15 protein-coding genes and 1 pseudogene are annotated in these 19,633 nt (G+C 59.0%); 8 read left to right on the top strand and 8 right to left on the bottom strand.

Features of this window, described 5'->3' with window-relative positions; genetic code table 11:
* Window positions 1-19: 19 nt before the first annotated feature.
* From ACS4RS_RS18510 to ACS4RS_RS18490, 5 genes are all read left to right on the top strand, one after another.
* On the top strand, window positions 20-1,018 hold the full coding sequence (locus tag ACS4RS_RS18510) for a LacI family DNA-binding transcriptional regulator (protein WP_449313773.1): 999 nt from the start codon (window positions 20-22) through the stop codon (window positions 1,016-1,018).
* Window positions 1,015-2,532, top strand: coding sequence for a sugar ABC transporter ATP-binding protein (locus tag ACS4RS_RS18505; RefSeq protein WP_449313772.1), 1,518 nt, complete (start codon window positions 1,015-1,017; stop codon window positions 2,530-2,532). Before ACS4RS_RS18510 ends, ACS4RS_RS18505 begins: the two co-directional genes overlap by 4 nt.
* Window positions 2,532-3,575, top strand: coding sequence for an ABC transporter permease (locus ACS4RS_RS18500; protein ID WP_049778332.1), 1,044 nt, complete (start codon window positions 2,532-2,534; stop codon window positions 3,573-3,575). The genes ACS4RS_RS18505 and ACS4RS_RS18500 overlap by 1 nt, the downstream gene beginning before the upstream one ends.
* Before the next feature lie 53 nt (window positions 3,576-3,628).
* Window positions 3,629-4,618, top strand: a complete 990-nt coding sequence (locus ACS4RS_RS18495; protein WP_439009794.1) for a substrate-binding domain-containing protein — start codon at window positions 3,629-3,631, stop codon at window positions 4,616-4,618.
* Window positions 4,619-4,832: 214 nt separating this feature from the next.
* Window positions 4,833-5,776, top strand: a protein-coding gene (locus tag ACS4RS_RS18490) for an IS630 family transposase (RefSeq protein WP_197727565.1) whose coding sequence is annotated in 2 segments (ribosomal slippage) — window positions 4,833-5,169 and window positions 5,169-5,776 — 945 coding nt in all. Because the reading frame shifts where the segments join, the coding sequence is not laid out codon by codon here.
* Between the two features lie 45 nt (window positions 5,777-5,821).
* Here ACS4RS_RS18490 and ACS4RS_RS18485 read toward each other — a convergent pair.
* On the bottom strand, window positions 5,822-7,768 hold the full coding sequence (locus ACS4RS_RS18485) for a putative bifunctional diguanylate cyclase/phosphodiesterase (protein ID WP_449313771.1): 1,947 nt from the start codon (window positions 7,766-7,768) through the stop codon (window positions 5,822-5,824).
* 231 nt (window positions 7,769-7,999) lie between these two features.
* Here ACS4RS_RS18485 and ACS4RS_RS18480 point away from each other — a divergent pair, with 231 nt between their 5' ends.
* Window positions 8,000-9,037 (top strand): class I SAM-dependent methyltransferase, encoded by a 1,038-nt coding sequence (locus tag ACS4RS_RS18480; protein WP_439009796.1) that lies wholly within the window; start codon window positions 8,000-8,002, stop codon window positions 9,035-9,037.
* Window positions 9,038-9,155: 118 nt separating this feature from the next.
* Here the strand turns inward: ACS4RS_RS18480 and ACS4RS_RS18475 are convergent, their stop codons facing one another.
* From ACS4RS_RS18475 to ACS4RS_RS18455, 5 genes are all read right to left on the bottom strand, one after another.
* Window positions 9,156-10,004, bottom strand: coding sequence for a TIM barrel protein (locus tag ACS4RS_RS18475; RefSeq protein ID WP_439009797.1), 849 nt, complete (start codon window positions 10,002-10,004; stop codon window positions 9,156-9,158).
* Between the two features lie 11 nt (window positions 10,005-10,015).
* On the bottom strand, window positions 10,016-11,002 hold the full coding sequence (locus ACS4RS_RS18470; RefSeq protein WP_439009798.1) for an ABC transporter permease subunit: 987 nt from the start codon (window positions 11,000-11,002) through the stop codon (window positions 10,016-10,018).
* Window positions 10,999-12,030, bottom strand: coding sequence for an ABC transporter permease subunit (locus tag ACS4RS_RS18465; protein ID WP_439009799.1), 1,032 nt, complete (start codon window positions 12,028-12,030; stop codon window positions 10,999-11,001). Before ACS4RS_RS18465 ends, ACS4RS_RS18470 begins: the two co-directional genes overlap by 4 nt.
* Window positions 12,023-13,537, bottom strand: coding sequence for a sugar ABC transporter ATP-binding protein (locus tag ACS4RS_RS18460; protein ID WP_449313770.1), 1,515 nt, complete (start codon window positions 13,535-13,537; stop codon window positions 12,023-12,025). The genes ACS4RS_RS18465 and ACS4RS_RS18460 overlap by 8 nt, the downstream gene beginning before the upstream one ends.
* A 128-nt stretch (window positions 13,538-13,665) precedes the next feature.
* Window positions 13,666-14,649 (bottom strand): autoinducer 2 ABC transporter substrate-binding protein, encoded by a 984-nt coding sequence (locus ACS4RS_RS18455; protein WP_439009800.1) that lies wholly within the window; start codon window positions 14,647-14,649, stop codon window positions 13,666-13,668.
* A 244-nt stretch (window positions 14,650-14,893) separates the two neighbouring features.
* Between ACS4RS_RS18455 and ACS4RS_RS18450 the strand changes: the two genes are divergently transcribed.
* Entirely contained in the window at window positions 14,894-15,952 is a 1,059-nt protein-coding gene (locus tag ACS4RS_RS18450; RefSeq protein ID WP_439009801.1) for a LacI family DNA-binding transcriptional regulator, read from the top strand.
* Between the two features lie 113 nt (window positions 15,953-16,065).
* On the opposite strand, the pseudogene ACS4RS_RS18445 reads toward ACS4RS_RS18450, so the two are convergent.
* Window positions 16,066-16,230, bottom strand: a pseudogene (locus tag ACS4RS_RS18445) (helix-turn-helix domain-containing protein); the annotation flags it as partial.
* Window positions 16,231-16,528: 298 nt separating this feature from the next.
* On the opposite strand from ACS4RS_RS18445, the gene ACS4RS_RS18440 reads away from it, so the two are divergent.
* On the top strand, window positions 16,529-17,695 hold the full coding sequence (locus tag ACS4RS_RS18440) for an IS110 family transposase (protein ID WP_439009802.1): 1,167 nt from the start codon (window positions 16,529-16,531) through the stop codon (window positions 17,693-17,695).
* A 331-nt stretch (window positions 17,696-18,026) separates the two neighbouring features.
* Here the strand turns inward: ACS4RS_RS18440 and ACS4RS_RS18435 are convergent, their stop codons facing one another.
* Window positions 18,027-19,454, bottom strand: coding sequence for an ISNCY family transposase (locus ACS4RS_RS18435; protein WP_439009803.1), 1,428 nt, complete (start codon window positions 19,452-19,454; stop codon window positions 18,027-18,029).
* Window positions 19,455-19,633 lie beyond the last annotated feature (179 nt).

The following is a 19,633-nucleotide window of genomic DNA, read 5'->3' as shown; positions in this document are numbered from 1 at the left end:
CGAAGGCCGGAGCGCGCTCATGACGACGATTTCGGAAGTTGCAAAGGCGGCCGGAGTTTCGGTCTCCACTGTTTCCCATGTTCTCAACAAGACGCGCTACGTGTCGCCCGAGAAGTCGAAGCTCGTCATGGAGGCGGTGGACGAGATCGGATACATCCCGAACGCGGTTGCGCGCTCTCTCAAATTATCGTCGACGGGCACGGTCGGCCTGGTAATTTCCGCGATTTCGAACCCTTACTTCAGCGACATCATCTGCGCGATTGAAGCCGAGTGTTCCAAGCGAGGCTTAATCGTATTCCTATGTGATACACAGGACGATCCAGATCGGGAGCTGGAGCTCATCCGGCATCTGCATCAGCGTCGTGTCGACGGGATTATCCTTGCCGCTTCAGGCGCTCCCAAAAAGTCGCTGGACTATCTATTTGAATGCGATGTTCCTTGTGTGCTCGTCGACAGGCTCTCCGATGATCGTTTCGATCAGGTCGGAACCGACAACACGGCGGCAATCCGCATGCTGGTCGATCATCTCGTCAAGCTCCATCACCAACGGGTTGGGATCATCCTCGGCCAGCCTGGATTTGCGACGACCGTGGAGCGCACTGAGGCTTTCCGCGCAGCTATGGCGGAGAAGGGAATAGAGGTCCCGCATGCGTTGATCAGCAATGGCAACCGCAGCACGGCTGACGCCACCGCCTCGACGCACCGATTGCTGGAGCTGAAGGAGCCACCGACGGCAATCCTTGCCTCAAACAATCTTGCGATGATCGGCGCGATGAGAGCCGTTCGGGAACGGGGGCTGCGCGTTCCCGCGGATATTTCGGTGCTCGGAATCGATGATTTCGAATGGGCCGATTATTTCGAGCCGCGCCTGACGCTGATGGCCCAGCCTTGCGATGAGATCGGCAGGAAGGCGGCGGACTTGCTGATTGCGCGGATTGGCAACAAGCACCGCCCCCGCGAGACCGTTCGACTGTCGCCGGTTTTGCGGGTGCGTGAATCGTGGGGAGAAGCAGCATGAGCCAGGTCGTTCTTTCGGCGAAAGGGGTCACCAAGCATTTCGGCGGCGTTCAAGCGCTGCGTGGGGTGGACTTCGATCTTAAAGTCGGTGAAATCCATGCCCTGCTTGGAGAGAATGGTGCCGGCAAATCAACGTTGATGAACCTGATGTCCGGCGTGCACACGCCGGACCAGGGAGAGATCTTCATCGATGGCAAACCCGCCCGATTTCACAGCCCCAGGGATGCCCAAGCGGCAGGAATTGCAACGATTTTCCAGGAATTGGATCTCGTTTCGAGCTTAAGCGTCGCGGCCAATCTCTTTCTTGGGCGCGAGCTTGTCCATCCACATGGCATGCTCGACGGAAAGGCGATGCTGCGCGAAGCGCGCAAAAGACTGGAGGCAATCGACCGATCGATCGATCCCGCCCAGCTTGTCGGCGAGCTTTCGATCGGCCAGCGCCAGGTCGTCGCCATTGTCAAGGCACTGTCCTATGCATCCCGCGCTCTGATCATGGATGAGCCGACGGCGGCATTGACTGTCGGCGAAGTCGATCGATTGTTCGATATTATGCGCGGACTCGCATCGTCAGGCGTCGGTATCGTCTATATTTCGCATCGCCTTGAGGAAGTGCCGCAGATTGCCCATCGCGTGACAGTGATGCGCGACGGCAGGGTCGCCGGCGTTACCGAGCCGAACGCGCCACAAGCCCAGTTGGTGCAGCTTCTCGTCGGCCGTCCGCTGAACGAACTTTACCCACCGCGATCGGATCGCGTCGGCGACGTGCTCCTGAGGATGCGGCAGGCCTCGTTCCGGCCGCACCGTGCGTCACCCGGGTGGCAGGCGCCATCAAAGATCGACCTGGATGTTCACCGCGGTGAAATTGTCGGCTTGGCCGGCGTGATGGGTGCAGGGCGAACCGAGCTTCTGAGCGCTCTTTACGGGACAGGCGTACCGGGCAGATGGCAGGGTGAGGTTAGCATTGGCGGCAAACCGGCAAGGCTTCGATCCATCGCCGCCGCGCGCAGGGCTGGTCTCGCATTCGTAACCGACGACCGGCGCGGCGCCGGGCTGATGCTGCGTATGTCCGTTGGCCTCAATCTGGTCATGTCGATCATTCGCCGAATTTCCCCAAACGGCTTTTTGTCTGCACGTCGACAGGACGATGCGATCAAGAGCTCGTTCGGGAATTTCGACATCCGTCCCAAGAACCCGGAGATCGCGGTGGGTGCCCTGTCCGGCGGCAACCAGCAGAAGGTCGTGCTTGCCAAGGAAGTGCTGGGCAATCCGAGCCTGTTGCTTCTCGATGAGCCGACCCGCGGTGTGGACGTTGGAGCTAAGGGGGAGATTTACGCTCGCTTGCGCAAATTTGCCTCGGATGGACTGGGCATCCTTGTCGCTTCAAGCGAAATGCCTGAACTGATCGGCCTATGCGATCGAATAGTGGTTCTGCGCAATGGCTGCAGCGTTGCCGAATTTTCTGGCGGGGTGAGCGAACACGACGTTCTGGCCGCCGCCAACGGGAGGGAGGGATGATGTCCGAACAGCAAATTACGTCGAGTTCTCCGATTCAACCCGCAAAGCGCATTGATCCGCTTGCGGTCATCGTCCGCTTCCAAAGCTTGATCGGCCTTGTGCTGGTCTTTGCCGGCGGCATCATCTTCTCGCCGCGTCGGCATGGGGTCATCCTGTTCATTCAACCCGACAATATCGCCAACATCGTCCGCGCGGTGTCGGAGACTGGCATCATCGCGATCGGGATGACCTTCGTGATCATAACCGCCGGGATCGATCTCTCGGTTGGGGCGACCCTTGGTCTTGCCAGCGTCGTCACAGCAACATTGATGGTCTCGGGCGGCTTTGGGCTGATTACAACGGTATTGGCAGTGCTGCTGATGGGCACCTGTTTCGGCTTGGTCCAGGGAGCGATCTCAAGCAAGTTTCGGCTTGAAGCATTTATCGTCACTCTTGCCGGTTTGCAGGCAGCTCGCGGGCTGGCGCTCGTTGTGTCGGGCAATCAGTACATCAATATCTCCTATGGCGATGGCCCTGGGCTGGCTCCCCCCATCTTTGCGGTTCTCGGCGGTCGATTGTTCGGCAACGTCGTTCCCGTGGCCACGATCGTCTTCCTGATCTTCGCCTGTATTGCAACGCTGGTGCTGAACACGACGAGGTTCGGCCGTTACGTCTATGCCGTCGGCGGCAACGAGCGCGCCGCTCGCATCTCAGGTGTTCCGGTCTCGGCAATCAAGATCGCTGTTTACGCCATTACCGGCTTTGCATCCGCGCTGGCCGGCATCGTCCATGCCGGGCAATTCAATTTCGGAAGTGCCAATGATGGGACCGGATATGAATTGACGGCCATCGCGGCTGTTGTCATTGGAGGAACCAGCCTGTTTGGCGGGTCTGGTTCCATGGTCGGAACGATCGCCGGCACGATCATGCTTGGCGCCCTCGCCAATATTCTTCAGCTCAACAACATCACCCCAGCCATGCAGTTGCTTGCCACAGCGGCAATCATCGTTCTGGCGGCAGTCCTTCAATCCCTCGTTCGTCGCCGCGAAGGATTGGGCAGGTAGTGTGGCGGCATCTCCCGGAAGGTGGATCCGGAACCAATGTGGAGGAGAAAGTAATGACACAGAATGCACTTCGATTTCCGAATGCCCGGCGCATGGCACTTCTCGCCGGTTCATGCCTTTGTATTGCCGGCATGGCCCAGGCTGCCGATCCGCTTGTGAAGGCTTGCGCCAAAGATGGCGAATTCGTTGTCGGCTTCTCGCAGGCAAACAACGCGGAGCCCTACCGCCAGCATGTCAACGATGAACTGGAAGCCGCCGCCAAGACAGTCCCGCAGTTCACACTGCAGATTGCCGACGGGGCAGGCAACGTCAACACCCAGACGTCACAGGTCGACAATTTCATTACTCAAAAGGTCGACCTTCTGTTGATCTCGCCTTTCGAGGCGGCTCCGCTTACACCCGCCGTCAAGCGGGCAATGGACGCGGGTATCCCGGTCATCGAACTCGATCGCAAGACGAACGGTGAAGCAGGCAAGGACTACACAGCTTTCATCGGAGGCGATAACTACAAGATTGCGCTGGCAGCCGGCGAATATACCAGCAAGACGCTTCTTCCAGATGGCGGCGAGGCCGCCGTGCTGGAGGGCTTGCCGAGTTCGACACCTGCAGTCGAGCGGCTTAACGGCTTCAAGGATGGCGTGAAGGCCAATTCGAAAATCCAGATCGTGGCAGAACAGGCGGCAGACTGGCTGCCGGATAAAGCACAAACGGCGTTCGCCGCCATGCTGCAGGCTCATCCGGACATCAAGATGGTCTATGCCAGCAATGACATGATGGCGGCGGGTGCTCTGCTTGCTGCCAAAGGTGCCGGTAAAAGCGTGAAGATCATCGGCACCGATGGCTTGCCTGGGCCTGCCGGGGGAATTGAAGCGGTCGCAAAGGGCGATTGGTCCGCGACCTTTACCTATCCTACCGGAGCGAAGGAGGCGATCGACATGGCAAAGTCGATATTGCTGGACTGTGCATCGTCTGTTGAGCCAACGGTAACAGTCGATACCACAGCCATCACGCCCGAAAACGCAAAGCAGATGATGGGCAAGTAAAGTTCCAGGCTCCATCCGGCTGGACGCGTCTGCCTAGCCGGGTGGGGCCAGATCGCTTCGTTGGCGCGCTTGAAAAGCTTCGCATCGCCGCGGCGTTTGCCCGATCTGGAGCGTAAGCCATTCAAGCTAGAGCACGTCCATTGAACGCGGAATCGGAATTTTGGTGACATGCTTTGTTTGGCGTGATTCCCTGCCTTCGAATCAGGAGGTATGAATGTCACGAGCGTTCAGCGATGATCTTCGCATTCGAGTTCTGGCTGCGTCTTCGGACGGGATGTCTGCGCGTTCGGCGGCTGCGCGGTTTGGGATCGGGATTTCGACGGCCATTGCCTGGATCGCCAACGCGCGACAGGGTCAACTGACCGCGGGCAAACAGGGTCGACGCTCAGGGTCCAGACTGGATGAGCATGAGGCCTTTATCATCGGCCTTATCGATGACGAGAAAGACATCACGCTCAACGAAATGGTCCTGCGCTTGAGTGAGGAGCGGTCTGTCGTGATCGGCCGCAGTGCTCTTGACGTGTGGCTTCGCAAGCGGGGCTGGACCTTTAAAAAAAGACCGCACATGCATTGGAGCAGGAGCGAGACGACCTTTTGAAACGGCGGCAGGCCTGGTTTGATGGTCAGCTCGATCTCGATCCCGCCAAGCTTATTTTTATCGATGAGACTGGTCTCTCCACGAAGATGTCTCGATTACGCGGGCGATCCCAATGCGGCGAACGCTGCCGGTCAGCGGTTCCTCATGGCCACTGGAAAACCACGACCTTTACAGGGGCGCTTAGGCTTTCCGGAATGACCGCACCGATGGTACTCGACGGACCGATGAACGGCGTGGCATTTTTGGCCTATATCGAGCAGGTTCTGGTGCCGACACTCAGGCCCGGCGACACCGTTATCATGGACAATTTGCCTGCACACAAAGCCGAAGGTGTTCGGCACGCCATAGAAGTTGCTGGTTGCAGGCTGCTCTACCTCCCGCCCTACAGCCCCGATTTTAACCCAATCGAGATGGCCTTTTCCAAACTGAAAGCGCTTCTGCGGGCCAAGGCCGAGCGCTCCGTCGATGCCTTGTGGGATACCGTCGGTAAAATCGTTCCCCTCATCAAACCGCAGGAATGTGCAAACTACTTCGCCGCTGCGGGGTATGACCCGGATTAAAGCGGACGCGCTCTAGAATGCTCGGGTAAGCAGGCGATAGCTGCGTTATGCCGCGTTCAAAAGTTCAGCGCTCACCGGCATTCCCATATGATAGCCTTGGGCACGGTCAATGCGAAGATCCTTGAGCAGGGACAATTGTGCTGCAGTTTCGACGCCTTCCACCAGGATCGTATTCCCACGATTGCGGATGAGAGCAACCATGTCCTGAAGCATCGTCAACCCGCGCGGGTTGGAGCAGTCGTGCAGGAAGGTTCGATCGACCTTGACCGTCTGAAACTCGATCGCCCTCAGCCAGGAGAGGCCCGCGAAGCCGGAGCCGAAGTCGTCAAGCCAGATTTCGACGCCGAGAGTCCGCAGATCTGCAATGCATTTAAGCACCTCAGACTGCATATCCATGTCCAGGCCCTCGGTGACTTCCAAGGCCAGTCGCGATCCGCTGACCCCGCAGCGGATAAGAATGTCAGCGACATTCGCAGCAAAGCCGGGGGAACGCAGTTGTATGGGCGACACGTTGACGCTGACGGTAGCCATGCGATCGGTCATCAGTATGTCACGGCATGCCGTCTCGATCGCCCACTTGCCCAACTCGAGGATAGCGCCCGTTCGCTCTGCAACCGGAATGAATGTTTTCGGCGAAACCGCGGTGCCGTCCGGCATCCGAAGCCGCATCAATGCCTCGACAGCTCTTGCTTTCTCGTTCGTCAACTCGAAGATCGGTTGGTAAACGAGCGAGACCAGTTTGCGATCGATGGCGGCCGTCAGCAGCGGGACGAGTTTACCGGCGTTGTCGTCCGGGCGAGGCAACAGCGGATCAAACCTGCGAATGCAGTTTCGGCCGCTTGCTTTGGCATGGTAGAGAGCAAGATCGGCCTCGCGCACTATTCGTTCAACCTTCTCTCCAACTTTGTCGCGGGTGAAGGCGACGCCGATGCTGACGGTCACGATCGGGCTGTCATCCGGTCGCCCGTCGTGCTCAATCGCAAGAAACTCGACTTCCATTCTGATCTTTTCGGCCAGGCTCATCGCGATCTTGGGAGTTTCAACAGGCAAGACCACGATAAACTCCTCGCCACCATACCTGCCGATCATGCCACCGGACGACTCTACGAGAGCCTTCAGCGCATTGGCGATGACAGTCAGGCATTGGTCTCCTTCTTGATGCCCGTAGCGATCATTGAAGCGTTTGAAAAAATCGACGTCGATGAGGAGCACGACGAAGTCGCGGCGTTCGTCCTCCCAGGCAGCCCAGCATTCATCGAGCCGCCGATCCAGCGCGCGACGGTTGCTTATGCCTGTCAGGTAATCGGTATTTGAAAGCTCAAGCAGTGATCTTCCACGCTCGGACGCTTCCCAGTGCTGGTATCGAGCCTCCGCCGCGTTCAGCAACACGTTTCGACGCTCCACGTTCAATCGCCAATTGACGAAAGACGTGAAGACAAAGCACGAAATGTAGAACATCCCAAAGGCAAGCTTGTAGGTTTGGCTTGAAGGAAAAAACGCCTCGATCGTCACGAAAAATGCGCAGAGCACAAAGCCGGAGGTGATGACCGAAAGCCGAAACGGGAAACTGAAAAACAGGTTGGCGCCCATCATGAAAATCGCGCCAAAGATCATGTAGTATGACATGGCGGTGACGTCGCTGGTGCCAATCGCCGGGTAAAGCCAGCCCAAATACCCCGCAAGCAGTGCAGAGGCGCATGTGATGTCCAGCCAGACGGTTTTTGCTTTGGCCAGTCGCAAGGCTTCGAAGGCCAGCAGCGCGATGGTTGCAACGACGAATCGCGCGGCGATCGTCGCAGACGCAACGTCGGGGATAAGCCATCGATCGGGAAGTGCAAAGGCCACATAGACGGCGACCGCGATCCAAAGACCGCGCCGTGAGCTTCGCCTTCGGACAGCATCATTTTCAGTTTCCAGAGACTTGCAGGCCTCGGCGAATGAAAAGCTGTCGGTTGATTCATCGCGCTGCACAGGAGCGTCAGCCGCGCTCATGCAACGATACCAGCCTGACTACGATCTGAAGAAGGTAAAAGGTAAGCCATGCTTCGGGCGCCCTCCAAAATTACGTTCGCCAACCTGCAACCGGTTTGTCTTATTACTTAACATTCGTAGAGGGGCAGGTTCCGACCCGCAATAGTAGAATTACCCTTATCCCGTGCAGATTCCAGTCGCATCCCATTTCGAGGTTGATTATGCTTAACGCTATGTCAAGGGAGTCTCGAAATGGCACGAAGTCTTGTCTTGGACGGTGAAAGTCTTGTTGCGCCGGGTGAAATTCGTCGGGCGGCACGGAGGTTTGCTGCGACAAATCCGAGCGACCTTATCGTCGCGAAAGCCGAGCTTGCCGTCAGCCTCGATCTGTCGATCCGTCAGTTCAGATCCGGCGTCGAGCCTGGTGCGATAATCGAGCGTCTTACCGAAGCCTTGCATCAGTTGCGGCGCCGCTTTCATCCGGAGGTGTGGGACGTCATCGTTCCGATCGCGCAATCTCATCCGGTTGCTCACTATCTGCATCAAGATCCATTGACCCGCTGGTCGTTTGAAAAGCCGCGCGGCTATTCCGGCGACGCACGTCTTCTCGACTTTATCTATGGCAGGCCCGAGATCGAGGATGCCGTCGCATCATCGAGCTCCTTGGGACGTTCGATCTACGCCTATACCCGGAATGCTTCGTCATCCGTCGCGGTAAGAGAGCGTCGAGACATTCTGGCGCGGCGCGTAGACGAAATCGCTTCGGCTCGGCCCGGTTCCACCGAAGTCCTGGCCATCGCGTCGGGCCATCTTCGCGAGGGGCCTTTGTCGCGCGCGCTCGGCGCCGGCGCGATCAAACGCTGGGTCGCTTTGGATCAGGACCCGATGAGTGTTGGAACAGTCGCCCGCGATTTCGCCGGCACGTCGGTCGAGGCGCTCAACGGGTCGGTCAAATCGCTGCTCGGTGGGAGGCATGCGCTGGGAATGTTCGATTTTGTTTATGCTGCCGGTCTTTATGATTATTTGCCGGACGCTGTCGCCGTAAAGCTGACCAAGAAGTGCATCAGCATGCTTAAGCCTGGCGGCACGTTCCTGTTCGCCAACTTCTCCCCGGAAACGGATGTCGACGGTTATATGGAGACATTTATGAACTGGGCGCTGCTGTTGCGCTCGGAACGCGAGATGGGCTTGATCGCCGGTGAAAGCGCGGCTGGGGCGGATCTGAAAGTGTCTGTCTGGCCCGGCTCGAATCGCAGCGTTGTCTACTGTGAAATTGAAAAACAGCCTTAAGCCCCGCGTTGGCCGAAAGGCAATGGCGTTGCAGGAAACACGCCGGCGCACGGTAAAGGAGCAGCCGAGAAGCTCGGGCTAGACCCAGCCGCAACGATGAGCAATGCTGGTAACCAGGTCAGATCAAGCCGTATTGTTCCGCCTTGTTGCGCAGGAACGGTAACCCCCTTCCCATGACCTCTTCCATATCGCGTGCAACGGGGCGCCAGACGGCCAGGCCGTAGGCCACTTCCGGCGGCATATTGATGAAGCTTTCCATGGCAAGTCCGCCCTTGAAGCCGATTGCGGCGAGCGCGGCATAGATCGCATCCCAGGGAATGTTGCCGTAGCCCGGCGTGCCGCGATCGCTTTCGGAAAGATGGATGTATTTCAGGTGATCGCGGGCAATCAGGATGCCGTTTGCCGCGCCCTTCTCCTCGATGTTCATATGGTAGGTGTCGAGGTGAACGAAGATATTGTCGGCCCCGACACGCTCCACCATGTCGACGGCCTGCTGGGCCGAGTTGATCAGGTGGTTCTCATAACGGTTCACGGCCTCGACGCCGAGATGGATGCCGTGCTTCTTCGCGTGCTTTGCCGCAGCGTCAAGCACCTTGGCAATATTGTCGTATTCGCCTTGTGTCGGCGGTACGCCGGTCCGCTCGCCAATGCCGCCGAAAATGACGCCGGACAGCGCCTCGGCACTCATTTCCGCGGTCTTTTCGATCGCAATCTTCAGGTGCTCAATCGCCGCATCCGGGCGGACGGATGCCCAGGCATGCTCCGGCAGGCCGAGCGAGCAGACCGCGCGCAGCTTGTTCTTCTCAAGCAGATCTCGAGTGTGTCTGGCATCGACGGCCGGCGCATTGAGCAGCGCGATCTCGATGAAGTCCATTTTATAGTGCACCGCTCCGGCAATTGCCTTCTCGGCGCCTGCGCGATCCCAGTTCATGGTCCACATGCTGGTGTGAACGCCGAAACCTTGCATGGTCGTATCTCCTATTTCGCGATTGTGATGAACTTGGCCGAGAACCATCGCAGCACCATCACGACGATGAGCAGGATGCCCCAGACGGCAGTGGTGAGATGCTGGTTGGCGCCGAGCAGATTGAGCCCTGAAGAGAGAAGCTGCAGCACGACGAGCGCCACGAAGACGGGCAGGACGCGGCCGAAGCCGCCGAACGGATTGATGCCGCCGAGGAAGCATGCGAGCACGGTGATCAGCAGATAGGACTCTCCGTGGCCGACGCGTACCGAATTGAAGCGCGCAAGCATGATGATGCCGGCCACGGCAGCCATCACGCCGGAGAGCATGTAGACAAGCACCAGGATCCTGCGGGTATTGATGCCGGAATAGCGGGCGGACTCGATATTGGAGCCGATCATATAAGTGGAAAAACCGAGCTTAGATCGCGCGAGCAGGATGTGGCTGGCGATCACGCAGGCGATCAGGATCAACAACGGTATAGGAATGCCGAGAATGCTACCGTGGCCAATGGGGGCGATGAAGGTCGGGAAACCCGAAATATCGCCGCCGCGCGTCAGGAATTCGCCGAGGCCACGCAGGAAGATCATCATCGACAGCGAAACCAGGATCGGATGGGCGCGGGTAAAGGCGATGACGAGGCCCATGACCAGGCCGCTTGCGGCGCCGACGACAAGCGCCAGCAGGGAGCCGAGCAGGAAGGCGGCCGGGCCGGCATCGATCCCGCCATTGGCTTGCAGCGTCCAGGCAAGCGTCAGGCCCGCAATGTTGGCGGTGAAGGTGATCGCGAGGTTCAGGCCGCCAGTGAGGATCGGCATCAGCATGGCAAGCGTCAGGATGCCGAGCTCGGGAAGCTGAAAGGCGACGGATCCGAAGGTCGCACCCGTCAGGAAATGTGGCGAGGCGACACCGAAGACAATCAGCACGATCGCCAGCGCGGCCAGCGGACCGGCCATATCAGCCCCGAAGATGGCGTTGAAGCGGGCGGCGAAGGCGTTCATCGCTTCTCTCCGCTTGCCGCAGGTTGGCCATCGGTCGATATGCGGCCCCCAAGTACGGGCGCCAGCGCGCCGATGCGAGCGCTCGACAACGTGATCGCAACGAGGATGATCGCTCCGACGATCATCTTGAAGGCGAAGGGTGAGACGCCCATCAGGTTGAGGCCGTTCTGGGTGATCGAGACCAGCAGCACGCCCAGCACGCAACCGAGCACCGAGCCCTTGCCGCCGCCCAGCCGCGCGCCGCCGAGCACCGTGGCAGCGAGAACGTCGAGCTCGCGGCCATAGAGTGCGTTCGGCACCACCTCCTGCGCGTAATGCGCCTGCATGAGCCCGGCGATGCCTGCCATCAGTCCAAGCCAGCCGAAGGCTATGAACTGCATGGCGCCGATATTGATGCCGAAGCGGCGCGCGCCGTCGGGATTGTCGCCGAAGGCATAGAGCTGCCGGCCGGTCGTCGTGCGGGTAATGAAGAGCCAGGTGGCGAGTGTGCAGACGGCCATGACGACAACCGGCAGCGTGATTTCCGCCCAGCTGCCGTCGGCCATTTCCCGCTCGTAAATGATCACCCGGGTGGTCAGCCAGTCGGGGAGATTGTAAAGCGATACACCCTTGGTGAAGAACATCAGCAGGCCGAAATAGACGTTGAAGGTCGCGATTGTCGCGACGATCGAGATGATGCGGAAGCGGTGGATCAGGAAGGCGTTGATCAGGCCGAGCACGATGCCGATGCTTGCCGCGATCAGGAAGCCGGATGTCCAGCCACCCCCGCCGATCCGCTCGAGCGCAAGTACGGTGAGATACTGCACAATCGAGGCGGCGACGGCGAAGGAGATGTCGATCCCGCCGGCAATCAGCACCACGAGCAGGCCGACGGCGAAGATGATGTTGACGGCGCTGATATTGAGCAGGTCGAAGGCATTGCCGAGTGTGAGGAAACGATCGGTCGCAACGGCCAGGAAGATGCTCATCGCGATGATGACGGCGATGAGCACGCATTCGGTGGTATGGGACAGGAGCAGCTTACGCATAGACGGCCGCCTCCAGGTCCTTCAGCGTGGTCGTGCGCGGATCGTGCCAGCCGGCGATGCGGCCCTTTTCCATGTGAATGATCCGGTCGGCGTTGAAATACACCTCCGGCACCTCGTCCGATATGAGGATGATCGCCAGCCCAGCCTCGGCGAGACGGGCAACGATTTCAAAAATGCCGGCGCGCGCGCCGACATCAACGCCGACTGTGGGAGCGTCCAGGATAAGCACCTTGGGATCGGTGGCGAGCCATTTGGCGATCGCCACGCGCTGCTGGTTGCCGCCCGAAAGCGTCGAGATCGCATCGCCCTGTTTGCCGATCCTGACGCCGAGATCGGCAATCCAGCGGGCAACGAGCGCGTGCTTCTTATCGGGCGAAATCAGCCGGCCGCTCAAGATGCGGTTGAGCGAGGCCATAACCAGGTTGTCGGCGATGGATTGCGGCTGGTTGAGACCGAGTGAAAGTCGATCCTCCGACAGATAGGCGACACCGGCCGCAATCGCCTCGCGGTTGGACGCAAAAATCACCGCTTTTCCCTCCAGTTTGATCTTGCCGGCGCCCGGCCGGCGCATGCCGAATAGCGTAAGCGCAAGTTCGGTGCGGCCCGAGCCGAGCAGTCCCGTGATCCCGAGCGTCTCGCCACGGCGCAGATCGAAAGAAATCTCCTCGAACTCGCCAGGCCGGGAAAGCTTGCTGACGGAAAGCATGATCGGGTTCTGCGATCGGTCGCGGGCGCGAACGTTCTGATCGAAGGTGCGCCCGGTCATCAGCTCGGTGATCTTCGACTGCGTCATGCCCTCCACCGGAAAGACCCCGACGAGCGCACCATCGCGCAGCACCGTGATGCGCGAGGAGATTTCCAGCACTTCCGCAAGACGATGGCTGACGAAGACCACGGCAACGCCCGAAGCCGATAGGGTGCGGACAATTGCCAGCAGATGATCGGTCTCCGATTGGGTGAGCGAGGCGGTCGGCTCGTCCATGAAGACGATCCGGGCCTGCCCGACCAGCGCACGGGCTATCGCCACGATCTGGCGTTGCGCGATGGCGAAGTCCTTCAGCGGTCTGTCGACCTCAAGGCTGACACCGAGTCGGGCGAGCGCGCCCTCCGCGATCGTCCGGATCGCGCCATAGTTGACAAAGCGCGGGCGCGAACCGGAAAGGGTCTGGAAGGCGATGTTTTCCGCCACGCTCATTTCGGGAAAAAGCGCAAGATCCTGCCAGATGATCTGGATGCCGCGGGACTGGGCCATGCCCGGCGTCATGTGGGATATCGCCTCGCCGTTGAACACGATCTCGGCGCCCTCGGCAGGCCGATACACGCCGGAGATAACCTTGATGAGCGTGCTCTTGCCGGAACCATTTTCGCCGGCGAGACAATGCACTTCGCCGGGCAAAACCTCGAAGGAGACGTTTTTCAGCGCCTTCACGCCGCCGAATGTCATGTTGATGCCGCGGAGCGAAAGAAGAGGCTGGGCCTTCACGCCCTCATCCGTTGCCGTGCTCATGCCGGTTGCCTGTCCGATCGAATGCCATGAAGGGTCGATGGCCCCGGCCCTGGCCGGATACCGCTTTCTTTGCCGAATGTCGGGCCGGTCGGCATGGACCGGCCCGACACCGGGGGAGGGGATCTCTTTCAGAGACCCATTGCGGCCAGGTCGTCGACCGTGTCCTTGTTGATCGGCAGCAACTGGTCGACGATGATGTCGTTGCCGGCCGGCTTGATCACCCCGAGACCTGGAATGTCGTCGCCTTCCTTGATGCTCTCGCCCTTGATCAGCCGATCGGCGAGCGTGACGAACACTTCGCCGGCCTGTTTCGGGTTCCACATGAAGCCGCCCGATATCGCGTCCGCCTTGATCAGCTTCTGGCCCTGGCCGGGTGAGAACGGGCCGAGGACGAAGATTTTGCCTGTCTTGCGGCGTTCTTCGACGGCACGCCCCGCGCCGATCGGACCCTGGCTGCCGAAGGCGAGGAAGCCTTTCAGATCCGGATGAGCGGCAATCAGGTCGAGCGCCGTCGAGCGGCTTTTGTCAACGTCTTCCGCAACGCCATAGCGATCGCCGACGAGCTTCATGTCCGGATAATTCGCCTTGATGTAGGCGATTGCGGCATCGGCCCAGGCATTGTGCAATGGGACGGTCAACGAACCGACAAAGACGGCATATTCGCCCTTGCCGCCCATCTTTTCGGCGAGCAGCTTGCCATGCGCTTCGCCGAATCCGGTGGAAGATGCGAGCTCGAAATTCCAGTCGGCGCCCTTCTGCGAAGGTGACTCATGGGTAATGACCTTGATGCCGGCCGCCTGCGCCTTGGTCAGCACCGGCTCGAGCACCTTGGCGTCGTTAGGAACCACACCGATCACCTTGACGCCCTGAGCAATCAGATCCTCGATGGCACGCACCTGCAGGGCCGGGTCGGCGCTGGTCGGTCCGATCATGAAGGCATCGACACCCAGTTTCTGACCCTGTTCCTTGATGCCGGCCTCCATTGCGTTGAACCACGGAATGCCGCCGATCTTGACGACAATGCCGACCTTCGGCGCGTCCTGCGCAAACGCGGCGACTGCCCCGGCAAGCGACAGCGATGCAGCAAATGCCGCTATGATAAGTTTCCTCATCCTCACTCCTCCTCAAAGGTCGCTCATGCGAACGACGACCACCAGCCGCTTTTGCGGCAGGTTGCTCCTGGTTGTTTCTTGGCGAGGGATACCCTTGCCTCCCGTCTCGCCTCCTCCGGCGAGCCATCAATGCACAATCGATCTTTCTTTTTTGCACAATCGATGGTGCAATGACTATCGAACAAGGCAGGGCTTTCGTCAAGAGGGGTTTGTTTCTAAGGGAACGGCAAAGGAAGGGCAGGGTATGACAGGCATCAGCAAGAAGAAGGCGACCATTTACGATCTCTCGGTGCTATCGGGTGCGTCGGCTTCCACCGTAAGCGCCGTGCTGAATGGAAGCTGGCGGAAGCGGCGTATCAAGGAGACAACGGCCGAGCTTATTCAGAAGCTGGCAAACGAGCACGGCTATACAGCGAACCTGCAGGCCCGTGGCCTGCGCTCGTCCCGCTCCGGCCTCGTCGGCCTTCTGCTGCCTGTGCACGACAATCGCTATTTCTCCTCCATGGCGCAGTCCTTCGAGGCCCAGGCCAGGAACCGTGGCCAGTGCCCGCTTGTCGTCAGCGCCTGTCGCGATCCGGAGGAGGAGCGTCAGGTTGTCGAGACGCTGATTTCCTATTCTATCGACGAACTCTTCATCGCCGGCGCAACCGATCCGGACGGTGTCCACGCGGTGTGCGAAAAAGCCGGGCTGAAGCACGTCAACATCGATCTGCCGGGCACGCTGGCGCCGTCGATCATCAGCGACAATTACGAAGGCGCGCGCATGCTGACACAGGCGATCATCGAGCGCGCGCAGGAGGATGGGCCGCTTTCACCTGACGATGTGTACCTGTTCGGCGGTCGCAACGACCATGCCAGCCATGAACGTATTCGCGGCTTTCGTGACGTAAAGCGCGCACTGCTGGGCGCGGATCCGGACATCTGCATCCAGCCGACCGGTTATTCCCCCGCCATGACCGCCCGCGCTTTCGAAGTCTTCTACGAAGGCCATGGGAAGCTGCCGCGCACATTTTTCGTCAATTCCTCGATCAACCTCGAAGGGCTGATGCGCTTCCTCGCGCTGCATCCGCACGAGACCTTCGCCGATATCATCGTCGGCTGCTACGACTATGACCCCTTCGGCTCCTTCCTACCATTCCCCGTCTTCATGATCCGGCAGGATGGCGAGGCCATGATCACCAAGGGGTTTGCGATCCTTGATGCCAACCGACCTCCGATACTGACGCATCTTGTGCAACCATCGCTCGTCCCACCACGCACAGCGCTGACCGGCCCCCTCGATGCGCTGAAGGATATCGAGTAATGCCGTCTCTTTCGTTGGAAAAGCTGATGTGGAGAATCTACCCCAAGTGCATCATGCCGTTTTGAGGGTAGGGGATCATACCCCTCTTGCAAATGTGTGAGGAAGCTCTCGGCGGGAAGCTCGCGATCATGAAACGTATTGCGCCGAATCTCGCGATAGATCGTCGATCGGTGCCGTCCGAGCTGGCGCGCCATCTCATTGACCGACACCTTACGTTCGACAATCTGGTGCAGCCGGCGTCGGTCGGCAAGCGTCAATTGCAAATAGCATCGAGACATTCCAAAATCTCCAAAGGGAAGCCATTGTTTTTTCTGGCATGTCGCACTGGCAAATAGAATGTATCCGGCTACAATTAATGTCAAAGCTGGTTGGAGGTGCGGCGCCGCCAGCCAGTTAGAAACGCGACACTGGCACTGGCGATCAGCCCCCGACCGAACCGGCTGGGCCGGGTTGCAAGGGTAGGGAGGGGGCGGGTGAGAGGCACCCTTCAGCTTTAGATCCCATGAGGAGTGAACAGCGGCCGCCGCTCTGGCAGAGTGAGGTTGCATCAAAACACTCGCTCAGGAGGAGAAGTTTATGAAACCTGCATCCATTCATCCGACCGCTGTCCGCACTGATCTTGGCGCAATTTTTGTGTCATTGGAACTGAGCCGATCGACCTGGTTGATCACTTCGTTGTCGCCGGGCAGTGGCGAGAAGATGTCGAAGCATGTAGTGGCCGGTGGCAATGTGGCCGAGCTGCTGGATCGGTTTGAGCAGCTACAACAGAAGGCGCGGTTGAGAACAGGGAAGTTATTTCCCATCGTGACGATCCAAGAGGCCGGATTGGACGGCTTCTGGATACACCGCGTGCTGGAGGCTCGCGGCATCGAAAGTTACGTTGTCGACGCAGCTTCGATCGCGACCTCCCGTCGACGTCGGCGTGCGAAGACCGACAAGATTGATGGAGAGGCTCTGACGCGCACATTGCTCGCGTTCAAGCGCGGCGAGCCACGCGTATGTGCGATGGTCAGAGCGCCAGATCCGAAGGACGAAGATCGGCGTCGGATTTGCCGGGAACGCAAAGTTTTGATTGCTGAACGGGTCAGGCATGTCAATCGAGTGAAGGGGCTGCTCTTCGCTCAAGGCGTCAGCGGCTATCAACCGCTCCGTAAGGATCGCCGTAAGCGCCTGGAGGAGCTCCAGACGGGAGATGGGCGCGAGTTGCCGAAACACCTAAAGGCTCAAATCAATCGCGAACTCGACCGTCTCGAGTTGCTGCTTGAACAGATTGCTACAGTGGAAAGCGAGCGTAATTCTCTCCTATCGACGTATGAGCAGCCAGCGGTTGAGGCAACCTCGCCCGCAGCGATGCTGCTGTCCTTAAAGGGTGTCGGCGCTGAATTTGCCGCCGTTCTTTGGACCGAAGCACTGTCCCGGCATTTTGATAATCGGCGGCAGATTGCCGCCTATGCAGGTTTGACACCGACCCCATGGATGAGCGGGACGATTGACCACGAACAGGGTGTCTCAAAAGCAGGGAATCCTCGGCTGCGCACCACGATGATTCAACTGTCGTGGCTTTGGCTACGCAATCAGCCAGCGTCAGCGCTCAGTCGTTGGTTTGTGGATCGGGTTCAGTTGAACGGGGGACGTTTAAAGAAAGCCGCGATAGTTGCCCTTGCGCGCAAGCTCCTTATCGCGCTGTGGAAGTTTGTTACTGCGGGTGTTGTTATCGAAGGGGCTGTCATGAAGACCGCCTGACGACCAAGAAATGACCGAACACACAAATCTTCCAGGACTGATCACTCCTGGCGGATCCAGGTGAGCGAACCGCCTCAAAGTCGGGCTTCAAATGCCGCGCTTTAGATTGGTCCCGTTCTCCTGAGCCTTGCCGCTACGCAAGCGGGATAATGGTGCAGCCGGACAAAACGGCGACCGTATGTGAGTTTGAACCGGTGACGGAAACGTGCCGCGTCAAGCAAGGTGGCTCAGACCATGGGTTCGATATGAAATCGAAGGGGCACGCTATGAAGCCATGATTGATCTTGACGCCAAAATCCTCATGTGAGCTTTGAGACTATGCCGACACCATTCATTCCGCAGCCTCCATCCGCGCCAGCGCCTTCTGCCGTTTGGCAATGACTTCCGGATCGTTCATGAAGTCCATCCGCCGGCCGGGCTTGCGACCACGCTTTTGATAACCATTGCCCTGGCTACCATCCGGTATCCCAAACATATGATCCGTCTGACCGGTGCGGCGCGGGCCGCTCTTACTGCGCTGCAGTTCACGTCCAGCCTGCAGCTCAGCGACGATCGAAAGCATGTCGTCCAAACGCTTGTTCTCGGCGACTTCGGGTCTATGTATCGATCGCAACTTATCGAAGGTTCTGTAGGGCAGGGCAAAACTCTCGTGCATGATCTCGGGGCGACCGTCCGGATAGTCGCAGACGACGACCTTCTTACCCGCCAGCGCCTTGGCCTGTTCCGTCGGATCGAGGATGAACAGGACCTTGTCGTAGCGGAGCGTCAGGGATTGCGACAGCGTGCGGACCTCCTTCCGGCACATGGCGGCATCGAGGTTCTCATGCGCGGCCAGCGGCCGATGCATATCCTTCGGATTGCACGGCGACTTGCCGAAACGAGCATTGAAATCCGCAATGAACGCCGGTGCATGGAGGTTTGCCGCCTCGATCGTGTCGATGCCGCGCAGCCGTAGTTCCTTGACCAATCGATCCTGCAGCGTCTGATTGGCGCGTTCCACGCGACCTTTGGCCTGCGGGGTGTTGGCGCAGATGATATCGATGTTGAGCTCATAAAGGGCACGACCGAACTGCGTCAGGCCGCTCGTCCGGTCCTTCTCCGATGCATGGACCGGGCGGAAGACACCGTGCTTGTCGCTATAGAATGCCAGAGGTTTGCCCCATTGCTGCAGATAGGCCTTCGTCGCATGCACGTAGTCGAAGGTGTTCTCCGATCCGGCGAACCGCAGATGCAGCAGCTTGCCGGTAGCATCATCGATGTAGACGAGCAGGGCGCATTTGGGACCGCGGTTCTCAAACCACCAGTGATGCGAACCGTCGATCTGGACGAGCTCGCCGAGACAATCCCGCCGGCCGCGCGGCTGAAAAACCCGCTTCTTGCGTTCGCGTCGCGAGATCCAGATGCCGGCCTCGGTCATCCATTGGCGTAACGTCTCCTTGGCGACCGAAATCTGATGCAGTTCGATCAGTTTCTCGCGTGCTAACGTCGGACCGAAATCCGGATAGCCTTCGCGGATCAGATCCAGCGCCGCATTGCGAAAATCCTCGCTGTGGCGCCGATTGCTTGGCCGTGATCGCTTCTTCGAAACAAGACCGGCTTCACCGGAACGATCATAAGCCTGCAGCAGCCTAGGAACCTGACTTCGGCTGAGATCGAGCACCTCAGCCGCCTGGACGACGCTCAGGCGTCGATCACGGATCTTCTGAACAACTTCGAGGCGATGCAATTCTTTCTGCGACATGGTGATCAAACAGGACATGACGACTCCGACCGCTCATGGTCTCGACCAGGCTGAAAGTCGTCATCCTTGCTCCCAACGTTGGCATTGACCAGCACGTCGAGAGGCGAGACTGTCGCATCTCTAACTGGCCCAACTGTCGCATTACTAAATAGCTCTGTGACTTCTAATGTAAATGCAACAAGGGCTTAAAGGCTACT

The organism is Rhizobium sp. F40D2 (assembly GCF_051810745.2).
Taxonomy (GTDB): Bacteria; Pseudomonadota; Alphaproteobacteria; order Rhizobiales; family Rhizobiaceae; genus Rhizobium.
Note: the sequence above shows the minus strand (reverse complement) of the source record. Positions and strands in the feature narration are given on the sequence as shown.